Consider the following 21,063-nt stretch of genomic DNA (forward strand, 5'->3'; position numbering starts at 1 on the left):
CGTCTACCCAAAACAGCCTATCTGGCTTCCAGAACCGAGAAGTAAGAGCCGGAAATGGGGGTCACATTCGAAAGAACGAATCCGGAATCGCTCAGCAGGGTCTCGAATTCCGCTGCCGTTCGCTCACGACCGCCGGTGAGCACCATCATCCCGATGTCGCTCCATCGACTGGGGTGCCATTCCTGGTCCTCCGGCACCAGCATCTCCACGATCAATAGCCGCCCGCCGTCCCGCAGCGCCTTTCTGCTGTTGCGCAGAATGGTGACCACTTGGGCATCCGTCCAGTCGTGCAGAACGCTGCACAGCATGTGGGTGTCGGCCCCTGAAGGCAGCGATTCGAAGAAGTCGCCTTTTTCGAGCCGACAGCGTTCGCCAAGCGACCGGATGTGCTCGGAATCCTTGACCATGTCGACGACCGACGGCCGGTCGAAGAGAATTCCCTTGACGTGATCGGCTTCGCGCAGGACGCGCTCCAGCATAAAGCCGTCACCGCCCCCGATGTCCATGACGACGTCCGACTGCCGCCAGTCGGGGGTCGAGGAGAACTGTCCGTACAGCCGCCCGGTCCGCTCCCGCATACGGCGCAGGAAAGCGCGATCGGCGTCGCCGTCGGAATTCTTGTGTGTGAAGAAATCTCCGCCGTGGACGCTGTCGAAGACCGAGCGCCCGCTGCGGATGGTGTCGATACCGCGGAGCCAGGCCCGTTGGGAGTCGGCGTTCAGTACGGATTCGCGGACGCTGTTCGGGGCGTCCGCGCGGAGGCGGTGTCCGCTCTCGGTCAGTCGGAAGGAGCGGGACGGATCCTCCAGGAGCAGGCCCACCGACACCAGGGCACGCAGCAGGCGGTAGAGGGATTCGGTGTCCGCCTCCGTGGCAGTGGCTATGTCCTCGACGGTCACGGTGTCCGTCGCCAGGACATCGGCGATGCCGAGTTCGGCCGTGATGCGCAGTACGTGCGGCAGCACGGCGACGCAGCTGTCGTCCGCCAGGGCCAGGTAGTCCGCGAGCAGTGCTTCTGGTGTGAGTGCGCTCATCTGCCGACCTCTCTCATATGGATTTCCTTCCGGGGCCGAACGGGGGAACGGCCCGGGAGGGCATACCTTCCGGGCCGTCATTCGAGATCATGTATAGACGGTGGCGTCGGACGGAATCTAGGCCTGCGAGGCCCCGGCCGCGATGCCGCGCAGGCGGTCGCGGATCACCCGCACCGCGGCCTCGGCGTTGTCCACCGTGACGGTGAAGATCCGGCCGTCGCCGAGCCGGACCACCAGGCCCTCGCCACGGCGCACGATCACCGCGGTGCCCTTCTCGGGGCGCCAGCGGTAGCCCCAGCCGCCCCACTGGCATGGGGTGACCCGGGGTGCGAAGTCCGCGTGGACCACGTCGTTGAGCGGGATGCGGCGACGGGGCAGCCCCATGTGGCCGCAGCGCACCTCCAGGGCCTCCTCGTCGACCCGTACGGCCACATGGACGAAGGCCAGGGTGCCGAAGAGCATCAGCAGTCCGGCCGCGAGGCAGCCGATCACGGACATGAGGAGGGGGGCCACGCCCGAGGTCCATGGAGAGACGACGGCCAGGTCGATGCCGAGCGCCACGCAGGCGGCGCCCCCGGCAGCCAGCAGCCACTGGGCGCGGTTGTGCGCACGCCCGGTCCAGACCTCAGGGGGCCGCCCGGCCGCGGCCCGCTCGTCGCGCTCGTCGTCCTCGCCGTGGTGCCTCATAGCTGGCAGGGTACTCACGTTCCGGTACCTCGGCAGAGGACTGTGGTGAGGACTGTGGTAAGGACCATGAAAGCCCTGCGGGCAGGCTCAGCCCCGGGCCGGGGGTATCAGCCCCGGGCCAGGGGTTCGGCCGCCAGCAGACGGCCCTCGGCATAGGCCAGGGCGGCCTCGGGCATCGCGGCCTCGCGGCCGCTGAGGATCACGGTGAGCCGCCCCTGGGAAAGGTCCGCGAGGGCCGACGAGGCCGCCTGGGCCGCCGCGCCCGAGGGGGCGGGTGCGGCGCCGATCCGGCGCAGGGCCTGGGCTGCGACGGCCCCGGCGGATGCGTGCAGGGCGATCGGCGGGGCGTCGGCCGGCTGGACGGCGGCCCGGATGCGGTCGGCGACCAGCTCGTAGTGGGTGCAGCCCAGGACGAGGGCCCGGATGTCGCGCGGGGTGCGGGCCGCGGCGTCGGCCACCGCGGCGGCGATCGCCGCCGAGTCGGCCCGCTGTACGGCCTCGGCGAGCCCCGGGCAGGCCACCTCCGTCACGGTGACCCCGTCCGCGAAGTCGCGGATGAGCCGACGCTGGTAAGGGCTGCCCGTGGTGGCAGGTGTGGCCCAGATCGCGATGGGTCCGCCGCCGGCCGCCGCGGGCTTGATCGCGGGCACGGTACCGATGATCGGCAGCGCGGGCTCCAGCTCGGCCCGCAGCGCGGGCAGGGCGTGCACGGAGGCGGTGTTGCAGGCGACGATCAGCGCGTCGGGGCGGTGGGCGGCGGCGGCGCGGACGCAGGCCAGCGCACGCTGGGTGACGTCTTCGGGGGTGCGGGGGCCCCAGGGCATGCTGTCGGGGTCCGAGGAGAGAACGACATCGGCGTCCGGCCGGAGCCGGTGCACCGCGGCCGCTGCCGGGAGCAGGCCGATTCCGGAGTCCATGAGCGCGATCTTCACCCGGTCACCTTAATGGATCGCCCCGATGCGCCCGGCGGCCGGGCTTTCGTTCGGGCAGACTGCCACGGTGAACGCGCTGACGTGGATCGCCGTCGGGTCACTTGCCGTGTGGGTGTGGCTGCTGCTGGGCCAGGGCTTCTTCTGGCGTACGGACGTCCGGCTGCCGGGCGGCCGCGTGCCGGTGGACCGCGGCGGCGAGCCCGTCGCCCCGGGCCATGACCCGGTGGACCTCAGCGCTGAGGAATGCTGGCCGCCGGTCGCCGTCGTCGTCCCCGCCCGGGACGAGGCCGCCGTCCTCCCGGTGAGTCTGCCGTCGTTGCTGGCGCAGGACTATCCGGGGCCGGCGGAGATCTTCCTCGTCGACGACGGCAGTACGGACGGCACGGGCAAGCTGGCCCGTGCACTCGCCGATGAGCACGGCGGGCTGCCGCTGACCGTGGACTCGCCCGGTGAGCCGCCACCGGGCTGGACGGGCAAGCTGTGGGCGGTGCGCCACGGCATGACGCTCGCCGAGGCCCGCCCGGACACGGAGTATCTGCTGCTGACCGACGCGGACATCGCGCATGAGCCGGACTCCCTGCGTGAGTTGGTGCGGGCGGCGAGCGGCTCCGGGCTCGACCTGGTGTCGCAGATGGCGCGGCTGCGGGTGGTGACCGCGTGGGAGCGGCTGATCGTCCCGGCGTTCGTGTACTTCTTCGCGCAGCTCTACCCGTTCCGGTGGGTCAACCGGGCGGGGGCGCGGACGGCGGCGGCCGCGGGCGGGTGTGTGCTGCTGCGGCGGGAGGCGGCCGAGCGGGCCGGGGTCCCGGATGCCGTCCGGCACGCGGTCATCGACGACGTGGCGGTGGCCCGGGCGGTGAAGCGCAGCGGGGGGAGGATCTGGCTGGGGCTCGCGGACCGGGTGGACAGCGTGCGGCCGTATCCGCGGCTGGGTGAGCTGTGGCGGATGGTCTCGCGAAGTGCCTACGCGCAGCTGCGGCACAATCCACTGCTGCTGGTGGCCACGGTGGCGGGGCTCACGCTGGTGTACCTGGTGCCCCCGGTGGCGCTGTGTGCGGGGCTGCTCGCGGGCCGTCCGGCGCTGTGGGCTACGGGCGGGGCCGCGTGGGCGCTGATGGCCGTGACGTACGTCCCGATGCTGCGCTACTACCGGCAGACGCTGTGGCTGGCGCCGCTGCTGCCGGTCACGGCGCTGCTGTATCTGCTGATGACCGTGGATTCGGCGGTGCGGCACTACCAGGGGCGCGGCGCCGCGTGGAAGGGGCGTACCTACGCCCGCCCCGGCGCCGCGCCCTGACAGCCCGTCTCACTTACGGCCGGGTGTCCAGTTCATGCCCCAGCCGTAGGCGTAGTCGAGGGTGCGCTGGGGGCTGACGCCGCGTTCGGGCACCAGGTAGCGGGCCTCGCGCTGGACCACGAGGTCACCGCCGTTGTTGGTGATCAGCGCGAGGGCGCAGACCGGGGAGGGGACGGTGCACTCGTCGAGCGAGAAGTCGATGGGTGCGCCGTGCTGCGGCTGAAGGGTGACCGTGGCATTGAGGTTGGCGAAGCTGCGGGCACCCTCGTAGACCGTGACGAAGACGAGGATGCGGCGGAACGCGTTCTTCTGGTCGAGGTTGATGGTGAGGTTCTCGCCGGATGTCCGGGCGCCGGTGCGGTCGTCGGCGTCGAGCTGGATGAACGGCGGCTGGTGCAGCGAGCCGAAGGAGTTGCCGAGCGCCTGCACCACGCCCTTGCTGCCGTCGGAGAGCTCGAACAGCGCGCCCAGGTCGAGGTCGAGGTCTCCGTGCATGGCGATGGCCTTGCCGAGCTTCTGGGCCCAGCCCTGGAACTGTTTGCGCACCTGCCAGTTGAGGTTCACCCGCATGGCGCCTGAGGTACCGCCCTGCTTGCTGAGCGAGACGGAGGGGGCCTCCTTGGTCAGGGTGACCTTGGACAGGCTCACCGGGGCGGAAGCGGGAGCCGGGTGGCCGGGGGCCGGCGGCGCGGCGGCCGGGTACGCGGGCGCGGTCGGCGGCGGAAGCGGCACGGCGGGCTGCGCGGGCGGCGGGGGCGGAAGTGGCGCGGACGGCTGTACGGGCGCGGGGGCGGCGGTCGGGGCGGGGACGGAGGCGGGGCCCGGAGCGTGCTGGGGCTCGTCGACGCTGATGCCGAAGTCCGTGGCGAGGCCCGCGAGTCCACTGCCGTAACCCTGGCCGACGGCGCGGAACTTCCACGCGCCCTGCCTCCGGTAGAGCTCGCCGAGCACAAACGCGGTCTCGACAGTGGCGTCCTCGCTGTCGAACCGGGCGAGCTCGGCACCGCCCGAGGCGTCCAGCACCCGGATGAACAGGCCCGGGACCCGGCCGAAGCCGCCGCCGTCCGCGGACGCGGCGAGCACCACGGTCTCGATGGCGGGCTCCACCCGGCCGAAGTCCACCGAAAGGGTGTCGGTCACGGTGTCACCGGCGGTCCGCTTGCCTTCGTGGCGTACGGCGCCGGAGGAGTGTGCCGGCTGGTTGTAGAAGACGAAGTCCGCGTCGGAACGGACCTTTCCGGATACCAGCAGCAGCGCCGAGGCGTCGACGTCCGGCACCCCCGGGCCGGTGCGCCAGCCCAGTTCGACCCGCACCGCCGACACCGGAACCGGAACATTGCTGCCTTTGCGCATCGCCATGCTGTCCCCCTGCCTTTCTGATCTGTTCATTTCGTCACGGACACACGATCATCGGACCGCGGCCGGTAACCCGTCGAAAACGCGCTCTTTACAGGATCTCAACGTACCCTGCCGACCGTTTTTCCCGGGTTCGCTCGGATTGGGGAACCCCGACCGCTCCCAGCCGGTAAAACAACCCTCTTACCGGACTCCCCAATCGGCACATCGTGGGCTTAACTTATGGGCTATGACCTCCCCCCGCGGTAGCTACGGCAGCGGCTACTACTCCTCGTCGTCCTTCCCGGACACCCCCATCTACGACAGTCTCGTCGCCGAGCGGGGGACACCGCAGATCGCGCCCATCCGGGTGGCCCCGCCGTACGACACCGGCAGCCACCTCCCGGCGCTCCCCTCCGCGCTGCCCGCACTGCCGGCGGCGCCCTCCCCGCAGTACAACCCCTCGCAGGGGTACCAGGCGGGTGGCGGACAGCCACAGCCCAACGGGCTGCAGCAGGCGCCTTCGCCGTACATCCCGCCGCAGGCGACGGGTCCGCGCGGCTACCCGGGGGCGCAGCAGCCCCCGCAGCAGCAGCGTCCGGCGGCGCCCACGGGCTACGAGGCGATGCGCCCGGCCATGCCGCGCCCCGCCGCGCCCCGGCCGGCGGCCCCGGCGCCGTCGCCGTACGAGGACCCCTACGGCCGTCAGCAGTACCCCGGCCGACCGCAGCAGCAGGGGGGCGGCTACTGAGCCATCCGGCGCGGCGGGGTCCGGGTCGGGTGGCCCGGGCCGGGGCGTGACGTGGGCACGGCGCTGTCGGACCCGGCTGGCAAGATTGTCGGCATGGTCAATCCAGCGCTGAGCGCCATCCACGTGTACCCCGTCAAGTCGGTCGCGGGGGCCGCTCCTCTCGAGGCGGCCGTCGAGCCGTGGGGGCTTGCGGGAGACCGGAGGTGGATGGTCGTCGAGCCCGGTGGACGGTATGTGACGCAGCGCCAGCAGGCCCGGCTGGCGCTGGTTTCCGCCCAGCCGCTGCCCGGTGGCGGGATCCGGCTCAGTGCGGCCGGGCATGAGCCGCTGGCGGTCGCCGTGCCCGGGCCGGGGGACGCCGCGGCGGTGTCGACCGTATGGCTGCACAAGGAAGCGGTCGAGGTGGTCTCGGCGGGCGCGGCGGCCGACGAGTGGTTCAGCGGCTTTCTGGGCTCTCCGGTCCGTCTGGTCCATCTGGACGATCCGGCGCGCCGCAGGCCGCTGACTCCGGAGTACGCGCGCGAGGGCGAGACCGTGAGCCTCGCGGATGAGTTTCCGCTGCTGCTCACCACCACCGCGTCGTTGGACGCGCTCAACTCGCTCATCGCCCAGGGGGATCACCCGGACGAGGGGCCGCTGCCGATGAACCGCTTCCGGCCGAATGTGGTGGTCGAGGGCACCGCCCCCTGGGCGGAGGACGGCTGGCGGCGGATACGGATCGGCGAGGTCGGCTTCCGGGTCACCAAGCCCTGTGCCCGGTGCGTGATCACCACCACCGACCAGGAGACCGCCGAGCGCGGCAAGGAGCCGCTGCGTACGCTGGCCCGCCACCGGCGCTCCGGTGATCGGCTCCTCTTCGGCCAGAACCTGGTCCCGGAGCTCCCCGCGCTCCCCCGGACCATCGGGCCCTCGGGGGAAGAGCGCGGCGCGGGGACGCTGCGGGTGGGCGACCGGGTGGAGATCCTCGAGTAGCCGACGGCCCCGGCCGGCCCGGTCATCAGGGCCGTTCGGCCCCTTCCCGGTGCGCAGGCGACTCCCCGATGCTGATCACCAGCACCTGGGAACCATCCTCGCCACCGGGGCTCGCCGGGCTCTCACTCCACTGCGGTGAGGAGCCACACGGACGGGCGCGCCCCCGTGCGGCGTGGGGGCGCGAGACCGGAAGGGGAGTCCGGCCTCGCGCTCCCACGCAAGGCCGGTCCATGCGATGCCGGCCTATGCGACTGCCGACCCATCCGACGTCACTCGCTCGCGCGCCGGTCCCTGATCCGTTCGGCGATGACCGCGGCCTGAATGCGCCGTCCCACGCCCAGCTTCGACAAGATCGCCGAGATGCGGTTCTTGACCGTCTTCTCCGCGAGAAACAGCCGCTCGGCGATCTGGCGGTTGGTCAGCCCCTCGCCGATGAGCTCCAGGATCTCCCGCTCGCGCGGCGACAGCCGCTCCAACTCGACCGGCCCGCTGGGCTGTGGCCCGCGCAGCCGGGCCATCACGCGCGCGGTCGCGCCCGGGTCGAGCATGGAGCGGCCGCCGGCCACGGTGCGTACGGCCGACACCAGGTCGGAGCCGTTGATCTGCTTGAGCACATAGCCCGCCGCCCCGGCCATGATGGCGTCGAAGAGCGCCTCGTCGTCGTCGAAGGAGGTGAGCATCAGGCAGGCCAGTTCGGGCAACCGGGCCCGCAGCTCGCGGCACACCTCGATCCCCTCGTGGTCGCCGCCCTCGGCCGAGGAGCCGAGCCGTACGTCGAGCACCGCGACCCGGGGCCGGACGGCGGGGGCACGGGCCATGGCCTCGCGCGCGTTGGCCGCCTCCCCCACGACGCACAGGTCGGGCTCCGCGTCGAGCAGATCGCGCAGTCCGCGACGCACCACTTCGTGGTCGTCGAGCAGAAAGACCCCGATGCGTTCAAGGGGCCTCGCGGGGTCGGCTGTCGAAGCCACTGCCTCTCCCTCCATGGCGCGCGGGGCACGCCGATCGTGATCCGCCGCCCAGCTTTCCGCCCCGTCGCCGCGCGGGGTAAGGGGCCGTTCGGCCCTCGGCCACCACGAACGCCTGCCAGCCCAGCGGGCCGCCTCAGGCCTGCTTCTTCTCCGCGATGAGCGGCCGCAGCACCCTGCGCAGATCCCGCTCGCTCAGCGGCACCAGCGCACGGGCCGCGAGCCGTCCGCCGCGGTCGAGGAAGATGGTCGAGGGGATGGCCTGCGGGTTGACGCTGCCCCTGGGGAGCTTGAGCACGATCCTGCCCATCTGGTCGTAGAGGCTGGGGTACGGGACGCCGTACTCCTCCTCGAACCTGGCGGCCGCCTCCCGGCTCGGGTCCCGGGTGTTGATGCCGACGAACCGTACGCCCTCGGCCTCGGTCTCCTTCGCCACCTTCACCAGATTGGGCGCCTCGGCCCTGCACGGCCCGCAATTCGAGCCCCAGAGGTTGACCACGACGACGTGGCCCTTGTAGTCCGCGAGGTCCAGCGGCTTGCCCTCGAGCGTCTTGCCGGAGATCCCCCGCAGCTGCTGGCGCTCGCCCGGTGAGTAGCTGCTGATCACCTCGTTGCCGCCACCCGGCTTCGAGGGGTCGTCCCCGGAGGAGCTCGCCCCCGTCCCGCAGGCCGACAGGAGCAGGACGGCTGCCAGCGCGGCGGCCGAACCGGAGGTGAGATGACGGGTGTTCATACGATCAGCTTCGCAGGTCGCGGGTGCGCCTCGGCTCCCGGGTCCCCGGTCCGTTCACGGCGAGATGCCGCCGGCGTACGGCCCGTACAGGTCCAGCAGACGGGTGCGGGCGGACTGAAGCCGGCGTCCGATCACCTGGGCGCAGGCGAGGGCGAGGGCGTAGCCGAGCTCGGTGTCCTCGTCGCACAGCCGGCGTACCGCCTCCGCGTCGAATTCGTGTGCGCGCACCGGGCTGAGCGCCTCCGCGCCCAGGTGCCAGGTGTCCGGCGGGAAGAGCCAGGACCAGCCGATCAGCTCACCGGGGCCGAGAGTCTCGATCACGGCGGCGCGCCGGCCGGGGACGTGCAGGTCGAGGGTGACCGAGCCGGTGCGGATGATCCAGAAGTGGTCGGCCTTGCGGCCCTCCTCGAAGATGCGGCCGCCCGCGGGGAAGGACACTTCGCGGGCGAGCGCCATCAGCCGATCGCGGTGCTCCGTCTTGAGCGAGCTGAGAAGTCCCTTCATGACCTCACTGTGCCGTCTCCCGCCCCTCCGCGCCCTTCGGCGCGGACCGTGAAGGCGGGCCGAAGGGCGGCCGTGCCCCGCTTATGGCATCGTCGTACATGGGTCCTGAGGCCGCCCGCTCTCACGGAGTCACGCATGGGACCGCAAGCCACGCTCGCCGACCGCGAGCTGCACAGCCTGGACGCCCACTGGCGGGCGCTGAACTATCTGGCGGCGGGCCAGATCTATCTGACCGGCAATCCGCTGCTGGCCGAGCCGCTGCGCCCCGGGCACATCAAACCGCGGCTGCTGGGCCACTGGGGCACCTGTCCCGGGCTGAACCTCGTCTACACGCATATGAACCGGGTGATCTCGGCGCGCGACCTGGACGCGGTGTGCGTCTGGGGCCCGGGCCACGGCGGGCCGGCCGTGTTCGCCGGGGCCTGGCTGGAGGGCACGTACGGGGAGCTGTGTCCGGACCTGGGGCGGGACGTGGCCGGGATGACCCGGCTCTTCCGCGGGTTTTCCACGCCCGGCGGGGTGCCCAGCCATGCCGCGCCGCAGGTGCCCGGCTCGTTCCACGAGGGCGGGGAGCTCGGCTACTCCCTCGCGCACGCCTATGGCGCGGCGCTGGACAACCCCGGTCTGGTGGTCACCTGTGTGGTCGGCGACGGGGAGGCGGAGACCGGGCCGCTGGCCACCTCCTGGCACGCGAACAAGTTCCTGGATCCGGTGTACGACGGCGCCGTGCTGCCGGTGCTGCACCTCAACGGCTACAAGATCGCCAATCCGTCCGTGCTGGCCCGGCTGCCCGAGGGGGAGCTGGACGAGCTGCTGCGCGGCTACGGCCACGAGCCGCTGTACGTCACCGCCGCCGCGGGCGAGGACCCGGCGCAGGCGCACCACGCCATGGCGGCGGCGCTCGATCTCGCGCTGGACCGGATCGCCGCCTTCCAGCGGGCCGCGCGCGACGGCGACGGGGCGCGGAAGCGGCCGCACTGGCCGGTGATCGTGCTGCGCACGCCCAAGGGCTGGACCGGCCCGGCCGAGGTGGACGGGGTCCCCGTGGAGGGCACCTGGCGCGCCCACCAGGTGCCGCTCGCCGGAGTCCGGGAGGATCCGGGGCGGCTGCGGAAGCTGGAGCGGTGGCTGCGCTCGTACCGGCCGGACGAGCTCTTCGGTGCCGACGGCCGCCCGCGCCCGGAGGTCCTGGCCTGTGTGCCGGCGGGCGATCGCAGGCTCGGCGCCAATCCGCACGCCAACGGCGGCCGGCTGCTGCGCGAGCTGCCGCTGCCCGACCTGGCCGGGCACGCCGTCACCGTGGACAAGCCCGGCACCCGGCTGCACGAGCCGACGCGGGTGCTCGGCGGGATGCTGCGCCAGGTGATGGCCGATACGGCCGAGCGCCGCGACTTCCGCCTGGTGGGGCCGGACGAGACGGCGTCCAACCGGCTGGAGGAGGTGTACACGGTGACGGACAAGGCCTGGCAGGCCGAGACAGTGGAGACGGATGAGCACCTGGGGCCGCACGGCCGGGTCATGGAGGTCCTGTCCGAGCACCTGTGCCAGGGCTGGCTCGAGGGGTATCTGCTGACCGGGCGGCACGGTCTGTTCTCCTCGTACGAGGCGTTCACCGACATCGTCGCCAGCATGGCCGCCCAGCACGTCAAGTGGGTCCAGACCGCCCGTACGATCCCCTGGCGGGCCCCGATCGCCGCCCTGAACTACCTGCTGACCTCACATGTGTGGCGGCAGGACCACAACGGCTTCTCCCATCAGAACCCCGGGTTCATCGATCACATCCTCAACAAGGACCCGCACACGGTGCGCGTCTACCTTCCGCCGGACGCCAACTCCCTGCTGTGCGTCGCCGATCATGTGCTGCGCACCCGGGACGTGGTCAATGTGGTGGTGGCGGGCAAGCAGCCCTGCTTCGACTGGCTGGGCCTGGAGCAGGCCCGTGACCACTGCGCGCGCGGCCTCGGCATCTGGGAGTGGGCGGGGACGGAGCGGCCGGGCGGCGAGCCGGAGGCGGTTCTCGCCTGCGCCGGGGACGTGCCCACCCAGGAGGCGCTGGCGGCGGCGTCGATCCTGCGCACGCGGCTGCCGGAGCTGGCCGTCCGGGTCGTCAACGTCGTCGACATGACCAAGCTGCTGCCGCGTCAGGAGCATCCGCACGGGCTGACGGACCGCGAGTTCGACGCGGTCTTCACCCGCGACCGGCCGGTGATCTTCGCGTATCACGGCTATCCGTGGCTGATCCACCGGCTCACCTACCGGCGGGCGGTCCATCCGCGAATCCATGTGCGCGGCTACAAGGAGATGGGCGCCACGACCACGCCCTTCGACATGGTCGTACGCAATGACCTCGACCGCTACCGGCTGGTCATGGATGTGCTGGACCGGGTGCCGGGGCTCGCGGTCCGCGCCGCCGGGCTGCGCCAGGCCATGGAGGACATGCGCCACCGGCACCACGACTGGATCCGGCGGCACGGCGTGGATCTGCCGGAGGTGGTGGAGTGGAGCTGGCCGGGCTGAGCGGACCGATGCGAGCGGACCGATGCAAGCGGTAGCCGATGGGAAGCGGTAGGCGCTCAGTAGGTTGTGGGCACCGTACGTCCACTTCCGGTCACAAATGGTGTCCGAGCCGTCATCCTCGGTCCTGGCGTGCGCGGGCGGCGTATGGCTCGTACCCTCGGCTCCTTCATCGACCCTGCTGTCGCTCGCACTCGTCAACGGGAGGCACCGGTGCCGGCGCAACCCCGCCTGTGGTCCGCCGATCCAGCCGATCAAGCCGTCGAACGTCTGCTACAGCGCCGCTTCACCGCGCGCGAGCTGCCGCTGCTGCGCGTGCAGATCGAGGAGTGCGCGGCCTGGGCCGGGCTGGCCGAGACGCGCCGGGGCGACTTCGTCCTGGCCGTGGACGCGGTCGCCACCAACGCGGTGGAGCACGCGGGCGGTGAGGGGGTCCTGCTGCTGCGGCGGGTGGGCGACGAGCTGGAGTGCCGGATCAGCGACTCGGGCCCCGGCTTCTCCGAGGACGTCATCCCCCGGATCCTGCCCGGCCTGGACGGGGCGACCAGCGGACGCGGGCTGTGGCTGACCCGCCTGGTCACCGACCGGCTCGCGGTCAGCGCGGGCGCGGTGGGGGCGGTCGTGACGCTCGCGATGCGGCTGCGCTGAACGGGTTCGCCCCCTCACCCGCCCGCCTTCTGCTCATCGGCCCGCCACGCGCGCTGGCCGGTCCCGACTCCCGGCAGGACAACGATCCCGACTCCCGGCAGGACAATGGGAAGGAACACATCCATGTGCTGACATGAGAGGCGGTGGGCACGGTGGAGCTTCCCATCGTGGTGGGGGTGGACGGCTCGGACGCCGCCTTCGACGCACTGGACTGGGCGGCCGGCATGGCCGCGCGGCGCCGGCTGCCGCTGCGCATCGTCCACGCGTCCCTGTGGGAGCGCTACGAGGGCTACATCCCCGCCACCTCGCCGGACCGCCCGGCCGAACGGGTCCGCAGCGAGACCGTGCTGGCCATGGCCGCCGAGCGGGCGGGACGGCGCGCCTCGGCGCTCAAGGTGATGACGGACGTGGCGCCCGACGACGCGGTGACGGCCCTGCTGCGCGCCGCGCAGAGCGGGGACGCGGTGGTCGTGGGCTCGCGGGGGCGCGGGGAGTTCGCGTCCCTGCTGCTGGGCTCGGTGGGGCTGGGGATCGCGGCCCGCGCGCACTGTCCGGTGGTGGTGGTCCGCGGCCGCCCGGAGAATGTGCAGGGCCGGCTGAACCGGGTGACGGTGGGCATCGCCGAGCGCGAGCGCCCCGGCGGGCCCGAATACGCCGCGGGCGCGGCCGCGAACGCCTTCGCGCTCCTCGAGGCGCGGCTGCGCGGCTGCGAGCTGGAGGCGGTGCACGCCTGGCGCTACGCGGCCGCCGAGGCGGCCGGAGAGCACGGGGGCCCCGAGGAGCGGGCGCGGCGCGCCGGCGAACTCCTCGACGAGGCGCTGGGCGGCGCCTCGGCGGCGGCGCTGCCGCCCGTGCCGGTGGCGCACCGCGTGGTCGAGGCGTCGCCGCGCAAGGCCCTGCTGGACGCCTCGGCGCACTCCGACCTGCTGGTGGTGGGGGCGCGGCGGCGGCACGGCCACTTCGGGATGCAGCTGGGCCTGGTCAACCACGCGGTGCTGCACCACGCGCAGTGCCCGGTGGCGGTGGTCCCGCAGAGCTAGGGCCTGCCGTCGGGCGACTTGGTGTTGGGCACGCGCGCCCCCAGGTCCTGTGTTCCCGATCTCTGCGGCGGTGACATCAGCGGCTGACGCCGCGGGGCCGCGGAGATCGGGGATACCGGGCCTGAGGGCCCCCGGCGCGGCTAGGCTGCCGTCAAGCGGCTGACGGGCGCGACGGAGGCCAGGTGTCGGGCACTGCGGATCAGGGGCGCCATCCGGCACTGCCCCAACTGCGTCTGGACCAGCTCCTCGACGAGTTGCAGGCGCGGCTGGACGCGGCGCGCGCCACGCAGGGCCGTACGCACAACCTGCTCGAGGCGGTGCTGAGCGTCGGCCGCGAGCTGGATCTGGAGCAGGTGCTGCGGCGGATCGTGGAGGCCGCGGTGGTGCTGGCCGACGCGGAGTACGGCGCGCTGGGCGTGGTCGACCAGCACCGTCTGTCGCAGTTTCTGCCGGTGGGCATATCCGAGGACCTGGCGCGGCGCATAGGGCCGCTGCCCGGCGGCCATGGCCTGCTCGGCGAGCTGATCCGCCGTCCGCAGCCGGTGCGGCTGACCGATCTGGCCGCGCACCCGTCCAGCCAAGGCTTTCCGGAGCACCATCCGCCCATGCGGTCGTTCCTGGGGGTGCCGATCCGGGTCCGCGACGAGGTCTTCGGGATTCTGTATCTGACCGAGAAGCGCGGCGGCGCGGCCTTCGACCCCGAGGACGAGGCGGTGCTGACCACCTTGTCGGTCGCCGCGGGCGTGGCCATCGACAACGCCCGGCTGTATCACGAGAGCAGGCGCCGCGAGCAGTGGCTGGAGGCGTCGGGTGTGATCACCCGGACGCTGCTGGCCGGCACCCCGTCGGGCGAGGCGCTGAGCCTGATCGCCCGCCTCGCCCTTCAGGTGTCCCTGGCCGACTCGGCGGCGGTGCTGCTGCCGGCCGAGGGGACGGGCAGCCTGCTGGTGGAGGTGGCCGAGGGCCATGACGCGGAGCGGCTCGGCGGGCAGGTGGTGCCGTCGGACGGGTCGCTGGCCGGGCTGGCCGCGCGCACCGGCCGGCCCGCGGTCAGCGGCGACGTACGGAACGATCCGCGGGCCTTTCCGATCCCGGCCCGGGAGGGGGAGTTCGGCCCGCTGGTGGCCGTCCCGCTGGTCGCGGGCGAGCGGAGTTCGGGGGCGCTGCGGCTGTGCCGGCTCGCCGGGCGGCCGCCGTTCGACGACCACGAGGTGGCGCTGCTCTCCGGCTTCGCGGCGCAGGCGGCGCTGGCCCTGGAACTGGCCCGGCACCGCGCCGAGTCCGAGCGGCTGGCGCTGCGTCACGACCGCGACCGGATCGCGCGTGATCTGCACGACCTGGCGATCCAGCGGCTGTTCGCGACGGGCCTGACGCTGCAGAGCGCGAGTCGGCTGATCAAGCACCCCGAGGCGGCGGAGCGGGTGGGGCGGGCGGTGGACGACCTGGACGAGACCATCAAGATCATCCGTTCCACGATCTTCGCGCTGCGGGTGGTCGGGGACGGCGACGCCGAGGCCACCGGTCTGCGGTGGCGCCTGGCCAAGGCCGTCCGGTCGGCGTCCGATGTGCTCGGCTTCACCCCGTCGCTGGTGGTGGAGGGCCCGGTCGACACGGATGTGCCGGACGAGGTGGCCGACCAGGTGCTGGCGGTGCTCGCGGAGGCGCTCAGCAACACCGCCCGACACGCGCACGCGCGGCGGGTGGACGTACGGCTGAGCGTCGGGGCGGAGGTCACCTTGACCATCGCGGACGACGGGGTGGGCATGGGCGGCAGCGCGCCCAGCGGCGGCCTGGTCAACATGCGCTCCAGAGCACAACTCCACGACGGCGCCCTGCACATCGAAGTGCCCGAGGCGGGGGGTACACGGCTGGTGTGGCGGGTACCCCTGGCAACCGGCTGAGCTTACGCGACGGAAGGCCCGACCTCGTGATATTGCTCTCTCTTCGACGAATCCACGTATTTCCGGCCCGGCATGCGGTATCCACAAATGGGGAAGGGGGTGCGTGAGCATGCGGACGATCCGGGGACTGTGGCGCTGGCGGCGCAACCCGCTGCGCCGTAGGACGGACCTCGCCGAGGCGTGGGCGGCGCTGCTGGCCGTGCTGCTCATCGTCCTCGTGGCCCCCGCGGTCGGCTGGGTGACGGGCTCGCTCACGCATGGGGCGCTGCAAGAGGCCGTGCGCGAGCAGCGGGCGCAGCGTCAGTTGGTCACGGCGACCGTGGTGAAGGTCCTGCCGCACCCTCGTATCGACTCCGACCCGGAGACCGCCTCGGCGCGTGACGCGCACCGCCGGGTGTTCGCCAAGTGGACCGGGCCGGACGGCAGCAAGCACTCCGGGGCGCTCGGCACCCACCCGGGCGCCGACGCCGGCGAGCGGTTCCGGATCTGGACCGACGGCCTGGGCCGGCCGACGGGCCGCCCGCTGGACGAGGCGACCGCCGTCACCCATGCCGTGCTGGCCGGGTTGGGGGCGGGAACGGCCGCGGCGGGGCTGTTCGAGGGCACCCGGCGGCTGGTCGTATGGCGGCTGATGCGCAGGCGTTACGCCCAGTGGGACGTCGCGTGGGAGCGGGCCGGCCAGGACTGGGGCCGGGCGGGTGCCGGCAGCTGACGGCCGGGTGCCACCACATCGCGCCACGCTGAGCCGCGGGGTCGGAGCCGAGCGTTCCGGGCGCGTCAACTCCAGGCCCGCCGCGCACGCTACGGTGGGGCCTTCACAGCAGCACAGCGGCACAGTCGCACGCAGTCGGCATACGCACGAGGTGGGGGCACGACAGCACCATGGCACAGGGCTCGGTCGTCCAGGTGACACACAGCGGAACGTCGCGGTGGCGGCGCCGCACAGGAGAGTACGCCTCCCTCTCGGCGGCCCTGGAGGCCGCGGGGGACGGTGACGTGCTCTCCATCTCCCCCGGCACCTACCGCGAGAATCTGGTGGTGGGCCGGGCCGTCACCCTGCGCGGCCCCGAGGGCTCGGGGCGCGGCTCGGTACGGATCGCCCCGACCGACGGTGTCGCCCTGACCATACGTGCGTCCGCGGTGATCCAGGACCTGCACATCGAGGGCCAGGATTCGGCCTCGCCCGCGCTGCTCGTCGAGGACGGCGCCCCGGAGCTCGCGGATGTGCGGGTGGCGACGCGCTCGGCGGTGGGGATCGAGGTGCGCGGCGGCGCCCGGCCCACCGTGCGGCGCTGCACCGTGGACAATCCGGCGGGCGTGGGGGTCGGCGTGCTCGACGGGGCCGGTGGGGTGTTCGAGGACTGCGAGGTGGTGGCGGCGGGCCAGTCGGGCGTCGATGTGCGCGGCGGCGGGCATCCGCGGCTCGAGCGCTGCCGTGTGCACCACGCCTCGGGCGCGGGACTGTCGCTGACCGGCGAGGGCAGCACGCTGGAGGCGGTCGGCTGCGAGGTGTACGAGGTCCGGGGCGCCGGTGTGCAGGTCTCGGGGCGCGCCACGGGATCTCTGACCGACTGTCGGGTGCACCGGACGGCCGCCGACGGAGTCAACCTCGACACGGACGCGGTGCTCACCCTCGCGGACTGCGACATCCACGACGTTCCGGAGAACGCGATCGACCTGCGGTCCCGGTCGGTGCTGACCCTGACCCGTTCGAAGGTGCGCCGGTTCGGGCGCAACGGCCTGTCGGTGTGGGACCCGGGCACGCGCGTGGACGCCAACCAGTGCGAGCTGCACGAGAGTACGGGTGACTATCCGGCGGTGTGGGTGAGCGACGGGGCGACCGCGGTCCTGGACTCGTGCCGGGTGCACGATGTGCCGGACGCGCTGTTCGTGCTCGACCGGGGCTCGCGCGTGGACGTCGTCGACAGTGATCTGTCGCAGGTGCGCAACACGGCGGTGTCGGTGAGCGACGGGGCGACCGCGCAGCTGGACGACTGCCGGATCCGCGAGGCGGCCACGGGCGCCTGGTTCCGCGACCACGGCAGCGGCGGCACGCTGGCGGGCTGCACCATCGACGGGGCCGCGACGGGCGTGATCGTCACCAAGGGCGCCGACCCCACGGTCGAGCGCACCACGGTCACCTCCCCCACCGAGGCCGGCTTCTATGTGTCGGCCGAGGGCCGCGGCACCTTCCACAACTGCCGGGTGACCGGCAGCAGCGGCTACGGCTTCCACATCATCGACGGCTGCCGGACCACCTTGACCCGGTGCCGTACGGAGCGGTGCTCGCGCGGCGGTTACGAGTTCTCCGAGGCCGGTCCGATCGTGGAGGACTGCACGAGCGACGAGAGCGCGGCCACGCCCGCCGCGCGGTCGGCCGCCCCGGCGGCCGGGAAGCCCGCGGTGGAGACGGCCACGTCGACGGGCGGGCTGCTGGGCAGCATGCCGGCGCAGCGCACCTCCGACGGAGGCGCCCCGGCCGCGCCCGCCGCGCCTCCGGTGGAGGTGCGCCCGTCCAACGCCGTGCTGGGCGAACTGGACGCGCTGGTGGGCCTGGAGAGCGTCAAGCGCGAGGTGCGCGCCCTCACCGACATGATCGAGGTGGGCCGGCGCCGCCAGCAGGCGGGGCTCAAGGCCGCGTCGGTGCGCCGCCATCTGGTCTTCACCGGCTCCCCCGGCACCGGCAAGACCACGGTGGCCCGGCTGTACGGGGAGATCCTGGCCTCGCTCGGGGTGCTGGAGCGCGGCCATCTGGTGGAGGTCTCCCGGGTGGACCTGGTCGGCGAGCACATCGGCTCGACGGCGATCCGCACCCAGGAGGCGTTCGACCGGGCGCGCGGCGGCGTGCTGTTCATCGACGAGGCGTACGCGCTGTCGCCGGAGGACTCCGGCCGGGACTTCGGCCGTGAGGCGATCGACACGCTGGTGAAGCTGATGGAGGACCATCGGGAGGCGGTGGTGGTCATCGTGGCGGGCTACACCGAGGAGATGCGGCGCTTCCTGTCCGTCAACCCGGGCGTGGCGTCCCGCTTCTCGCGCACCATCACCTTCGGGGACTACGCCCCGGAGGAGTTGCTGCGGATCGTGGAGCAGCAGGCGGAGGAGCACGAGTACCGGATCGGCGACGGCGCGGCCGAGGCGCTGCTGAAGTACTTCACGGCGATCCCCAAGGGCCCGGCGTTCGGCAACGGCCGCACCGCCCGCCAGACCTTCGAGGCCATGGTGGAGCGGCACGCGGGCCGGGTGGCGCAGCTGACCGACCCGAGCACGGACGACCTCACGCTGCTCTATCGGGAGGACCTGCCGGAGCTCTTGTGAGGCGGCGGGTGCTGTTCCGGGAGACGGGCCAGCAGCCCGGCCCGCTCCCGGTCGAAGGCGGGGTCGGCCTGGTAGTCCGCGTGGCCGAGGATCGGGGCGGGCAGCGGGTGGTCGGGGGTGCGGCCGTAGGCGAGCGGGTCCTTGAGCCCGTCGTGGTCCACCTCGGGCCCGGTGCCGTCCGGCAGCCGGATGGGGCCGCCTATGGGGTCGGTGTACCGCCACAGGTTGCGCCAGCAGCGCACCTCGTCGTGCAGGGAGCACAGCTCGGCCGTGCCGAAGTAGGCGGGGAACCAGCGCCCGTACAGCCGCTCCAGGGGTGAGCCATAGGTGAGCAGCGCGACCCGGCCGCGGGTGCGCCGGTTCACCTGCCAGACCGCGGCGGCGGCCAGCACGCTGCCCTGGGAGTGGCCGGAGATCACCAGCCGGCCGTCGTGGCGCCGGGTCCAGGTCTCCATCCGCCAGGTCAGGTCGGGGACGGCCCGCTCGGCGTAGCAGGGGGGCGCGAAGGGGTGGGCGGCGCGCGGCCAGAAGGTGCCGACGTCCCACAGGATGCCGATGGTGCGGCGGGCCGAGGGGCTGCGGTAGGCGCGGCGGGCCCAGGTGACGAGCAGCAGGAACGCCAGACCCATCAGCCAGGAGCCGAGCCCCTGCGCGGTCTGGGCGGCGGCCTCGACGAACGGGGGCGTGCCGTCGGCGGCCCGTCCGGGCACCTGGTGGGTGGCCCAGGCCCCGGCGACCGCGCCCGCGCCGAGGAGCAGGGTGAACAGGGCGACGGGGCCGACGATGCCCGGGGCGGAGTCGGTCAGCCCGGCGCGGGCGATCACCCCCGCGATCTTGCGGGTGCGCACCGCGTCGGGACGCTCCCCCGGATAGCCGTCGGGCACGGTGCGCACCAGCCGCCGTCGTACCCGCCACACCCGGACGGCGAAGAACAGGGCCACCAGCACCATCACGAGCAGCACCGCGGGGATGACCGCGGCCTGCCAGGACAGCAGGACCGGGGGGCCTTCCATCGGGGCGCCGCTGTCCATGCCGGGCGTGGCGTCGCCGTCCAGCCAGTCGGCGACGCGCTGGGCGACGCCGCCGGAGAGCACCGCGCCAAGACCGCAGGCCAGCATCGCCACCGCCGGACCGGCCAGGCCGCGCAGCGGGGTGCGCCCGGCGGGCGCCGCCCGGTACAGCGCCAGGGCGCAGCCGGCCAGGGCGACGACCAGGGTGCCCTGGGTGAGCGCGAGGACGCCGAAGGTCGCGTCGCCCGGCAGCCGCCCCTGGGAGGTCCAGCCGGGCCGGGACCAGCCGGCGTACAGCATGGCCAGGGCGAGCAGGCCGAGGGCGGCGCCGGGCAGGGCGGTGGTGGTGATCCGGTCCAGCTCGTCGTCGAGCCTGGTCTCGCTGCGGCCCCGGCGGCACACCACGTACACCACGAGCAGGCCGCCCGCGACGAGCAGCGCGAGCAGCAGCCGGCCGAAGGCGTCGAGGAGGGCGCTGCCGCCCGGCTCGCGGTCATGGGCGGCGGTGGCCGCGGTGAGGCCCGCCGCGACGGTCAGGAAGCACGCGGCGGTGTGCGCGGCGCGCAGCCGGGCGACGATCCTGCGGCCGTACCAGAAGCCGGGCAGGCACAGCGCGGCGCGGTTGCCCGAGGCGGGGTCGGACTCGTCCACCGGCCGGCGCAGCGGGGGCTGTGACTCGTACGCGCTCCAGGTGCGGTTGGACAGGTACCACAGCAGTCCGCCGAGCGCGGTGGGCACGAGCGAGGCCAGGGCGAGGCGGCGGCCGGGCTGGCTCCACCAGCCGTGGTCCCGCGGCGACATGAAGCCGAGCCAGGACCTGTGGCCCCCGCAGGCCTGCGAGCCGGCGCACTGCCACGCCACCAGGTCGAGGGCCACCTCGCAGGCCCCGGCGATCAGCAGGACGGTCAGGCTCAGCGCGATCAGCCGCACCAGGAGGCCGTAGGCGCGCACGGTGCGTTCACGCCGGTCGGCGGCGGGCCGCATCCAGTGGGCGAGGTTGGCGACCATGAAGGGCAGCAGGAGCAGCCACAGCGCGCGGGCGCCGTTGCCGGAGGTGAGGTTGGACCAGCAGTAGGCCTCGCGGACCGGCGACTCGCGGTAGTCCTGCGGGCGGTCCTCGGCGTCGGCGTCCTCGACGCGCCGGTAGACCCCCGCGGTCTCGTCGCCGGTGACCAGCACGGTCCGCGGGTCGGTGAGCATCTCCTGCGGGGTGGTCCCGCCGACGCCGTGAACCAGTAACTCCAGGTCGGGCGGGGGCTGGCCGCCCGCTTCCGCCGCCGTGTCCGTACCCGTACGCGTCACTGCTGCCACCGTGCCCCCCGATCCCGGTGTGGTCGTCCCGTCCAGGATCGTGCCCTCGGCGCGCGTGCCCGACGCCGCAGCGCCGGGCGTGGCGAAATCGTAATCCCGTGTTCGGGG

The 21,063-nt window shown here is 73.2% G+C and carries 17 protein-coding genes; 9 read left to right on the top strand and 8 right to left on the bottom strand.

The window, feature by feature from the left end; all coding sequences use genetic code 11:
- Positions 1-17: 17 nt before the first annotated feature.
- The 3 genes from ACWY4P_RS06415 to ACWY4P_RS06425 form a co-directional block, all read right to left on the bottom strand.
- Positions 18-1,034, bottom strand: coding sequence for a methyltransferase (locus ACWY4P_RS06415; protein WP_456209155.1), 1,017 nt, complete (start codon positions 1,032-1,034; stop codon positions 18-20).
- 117 nt (positions 1,035-1,151) lie between these two features.
- On the bottom strand, positions 1,152-1,721 hold the full coding sequence (locus tag ACWY4P_RS06420; RefSeq protein WP_456209156.1) for a hypothetical protein: 570 nt from the start codon (positions 1,719-1,721) through the stop codon (positions 1,152-1,154).
- A 107-nt stretch (positions 1,722-1,828) separates the two neighbouring features.
- Positions 1,829-2,653 (bottom strand): glutamate racemase, encoded by an 825-nt coding sequence (locus tag ACWY4P_RS06425; protein WP_456209157.1) that lies wholly within the window; start codon positions 2,651-2,653, stop codon positions 1,829-1,831.
- 76 nt (positions 2,654-2,729) lie between these two features.
- On the opposite strand from ACWY4P_RS06425, the gene ACWY4P_RS06430 reads away from it, so the two are divergent.
- A complete protein-coding gene (locus tag ACWY4P_RS06430) occupies positions 2,730-3,950 on the top strand; it encodes a glycosyltransferase (RefSeq protein WP_456212833.1) in 1,221 nt (406 codons plus the stop codon).
- A gap of 9 nt (positions 3,951-3,959) precedes the next feature.
- On the opposite strand, the gene ACWY4P_RS06435 is transcribed toward ACWY4P_RS06430, so the two are convergent.
- Entirely contained in the window at positions 3,960-5,303 is a 1,344-nt protein-coding gene (locus tag ACWY4P_RS06435) for a TerD family protein (RefSeq protein WP_456212834.1), read from the bottom strand.
- 232 nt (positions 5,304-5,535) lie between these two features.
- Here ACWY4P_RS06435 and ACWY4P_RS06440 point away from each other — a divergent pair, with 232 nt between their 5' ends.
- Together ACWY4P_RS06440 and ACWY4P_RS06445 are read left to right on the top strand one after the other, a co-directional pair.
- Positions 5,536-6,036 (top strand): DUF6643 family protein, encoded by a 501-nt coding sequence (locus tag ACWY4P_RS06440; RefSeq protein WP_456209158.1) that lies wholly within the window; start codon positions 5,536-5,538, stop codon positions 6,034-6,036.
- A gap of 93 nt (positions 6,037-6,129) precedes the next feature.
- Positions 6,130-7,008 (top strand): MOSC domain-containing protein, encoded by an 879-nt coding sequence (locus tag ACWY4P_RS06445; RefSeq protein ID WP_456209159.1) that lies wholly within the window; start codon positions 6,130-6,132, stop codon positions 7,006-7,008.
- Between the two features lie 269 nt (positions 7,009-7,277).
- Here ACWY4P_RS06445 and ACWY4P_RS06450 read toward each other — a convergent pair whose 3' ends face one another.
- From ACWY4P_RS06450 to ACWY4P_RS06460, 3 genes are all read right to left on the bottom strand, one after another.
- Entirely contained in the window at positions 7,278-7,979 is a 702-nt protein-coding gene (locus tag ACWY4P_RS06450; protein WP_456209160.1) for a response regulator, read from the bottom strand.
- 133 nt (positions 7,980-8,112) lie between these two features.
- Positions 8,113-8,709, bottom strand: coding sequence for a TlpA family protein disulfide reductase (locus ACWY4P_RS06455; protein ID WP_456209161.1), 597 nt, complete (start codon positions 8,707-8,709; stop codon positions 8,113-8,115).
- A gap of 54 nt (positions 8,710-8,763) precedes the next feature.
- Entirely contained in the window at positions 8,764-9,213 is a 450-nt protein-coding gene (locus ACWY4P_RS06460) for a cyclic nucleotide-binding domain-containing protein (protein WP_456209162.1), read from the bottom strand.
- 135 nt (positions 9,214-9,348) lie between these two features.
- On the opposite strand from ACWY4P_RS06460, the gene ACWY4P_RS06465 reads away from it, so the two are divergent.
- From ACWY4P_RS06465 to ACWY4P_RS06490, 6 genes are all read left to right on the top strand, one after another.
- Positions 9,349-11,730, top strand: coding sequence for a phosphoketolase family protein (locus ACWY4P_RS06465; RefSeq protein ID WP_456209163.1), 2,382 nt, complete (start codon positions 9,349-9,351; stop codon positions 11,728-11,730).
- A gap of 210 nt (positions 11,731-11,940) precedes the next feature.
- Positions 11,941-12,375 (top strand): ATP-binding protein, encoded by a 435-nt coding sequence (locus tag ACWY4P_RS06470; RefSeq protein WP_456209164.1) that lies wholly within the window; start codon positions 11,941-11,943, stop codon positions 12,373-12,375.
- Between the two features lie 143 nt (positions 12,376-12,518).
- Positions 12,519-13,415, top strand: coding sequence for a universal stress protein (locus tag ACWY4P_RS06475; protein WP_456209165.1), 897 nt, complete (start codon positions 12,519-12,521; stop codon positions 13,413-13,415).
- Positions 13,416-13,597: 182 nt separating this feature from the next.
- Complete coding sequence (locus tag ACWY4P_RS06480) at positions 13,598-15,316, top strand: GAF domain-containing protein (RefSeq protein ID WP_456209166.1); 1,719 nt, start codon at positions 13,598-13,600, stop codon at positions 15,314-15,316.
- A gap of 109 nt (positions 15,317-15,425) precedes the next feature.
- Positions 15,426-16,028, top strand: a complete 603-nt coding sequence (locus tag ACWY4P_RS06485) for an Rv1733c family protein (RefSeq protein ID WP_456209167.1) — start codon at positions 15,426-15,428, stop codon at positions 16,026-16,028.
- A 170-nt stretch (positions 16,029-16,198) separates the two neighbouring features.
- Entirely contained in the window at positions 16,199-18,634 is a 2,436-nt protein-coding gene (locus tag ACWY4P_RS06490) for a right-handed parallel beta-helix repeat-containing protein (RefSeq protein ID WP_456209168.1), read from the top strand.
- On the opposite strand, the gene ACWY4P_RS06495 is transcribed toward ACWY4P_RS06490, so the two are convergent.
- On the bottom strand, positions 18,604-20,955 hold the full coding sequence (locus tag ACWY4P_RS06495; protein WP_456209169.1) for a hypothetical protein: 2,352 nt from the start codon (positions 20,953-20,955) through the stop codon (positions 18,604-18,606). The genes ACWY4P_RS06490 and ACWY4P_RS06495 overlap by 31 nt on opposite strands.
- Positions 20,956-21,063 lie beyond the last annotated feature (108 nt).

Source organism: Streptomyces sp. LZ34 (genome assembly GCF_053890475.1).

Excerpts from the sequence above, each read along its gene's own strand:
- ACWY4P_RS06415 (WP_456209155.1), bottom strand. The coding sequence starts at position 1,034 with ATGAGCGCACTCACACCAGAAGCACTGCTCGCGGACTACCTGGCCCTG.
- ACWY4P_RS06420 (WP_456209156.1), bottom strand. The coding sequence starts at position 1,721 with ATGAGGCACCACGGCGAGGACGACGAGCGCGACGAGCGGGCCGCGGCC.
- ACWY4P_RS06435 (WP_456212834.1), bottom strand. The coding sequence starts at position 5,303 with ATGCGCAAAGGCAGCAATGTTCCGGTTCCGGTGTCGGCGGTGCGGGTC.
- ACWY4P_RS06440 (WP_456209158.1), top strand. The coding sequence starts at position 5,536 with ATGACCTCCCCCCGCGGTAGCTACGGCAGCGGCTACTACTCCTCGTCG.
- ACWY4P_RS06445 (WP_456209159.1), top strand. The coding sequence starts at position 6,130 with ATGGTCAATCCAGCGCTGAGCGCCATCCACGTGTACCCCGTCAAGTCG.
- ACWY4P_RS06455 (WP_456209161.1), bottom strand. The coding sequence starts at position 8,709 with ATGAACACCCGTCATCTCACCTCCGGTTCGGCCGCCGCGCTGGCAGCC.
- ACWY4P_RS06460 (WP_456209162.1), bottom strand. The coding sequence starts at position 9,213 with ATGAAGGGACTTCTCAGCTCGCTCAAGACGGAGCACCGCGATCGGCTG.
- ACWY4P_RS06465 (WP_456209163.1), top strand. The coding sequence starts at position 9,349 with ATGGGACCGCAAGCCACGCTCGCCGACCGCGAGCTGCACAGCCTGGAC.
- ACWY4P_RS06485 (WP_456209167.1), top strand. The coding sequence starts at position 15,426 with ATGCGGACGATCCGGGGACTGTGGCGCTGGCGGCGCAACCCGCTGCGC.
- ACWY4P_RS06490 (WP_456209168.1), top strand. The coding sequence starts at position 16,199 with ATGGCACAGGGCTCGGTCGTCCAGGTGACACACAGCGGAACGTCGCGG.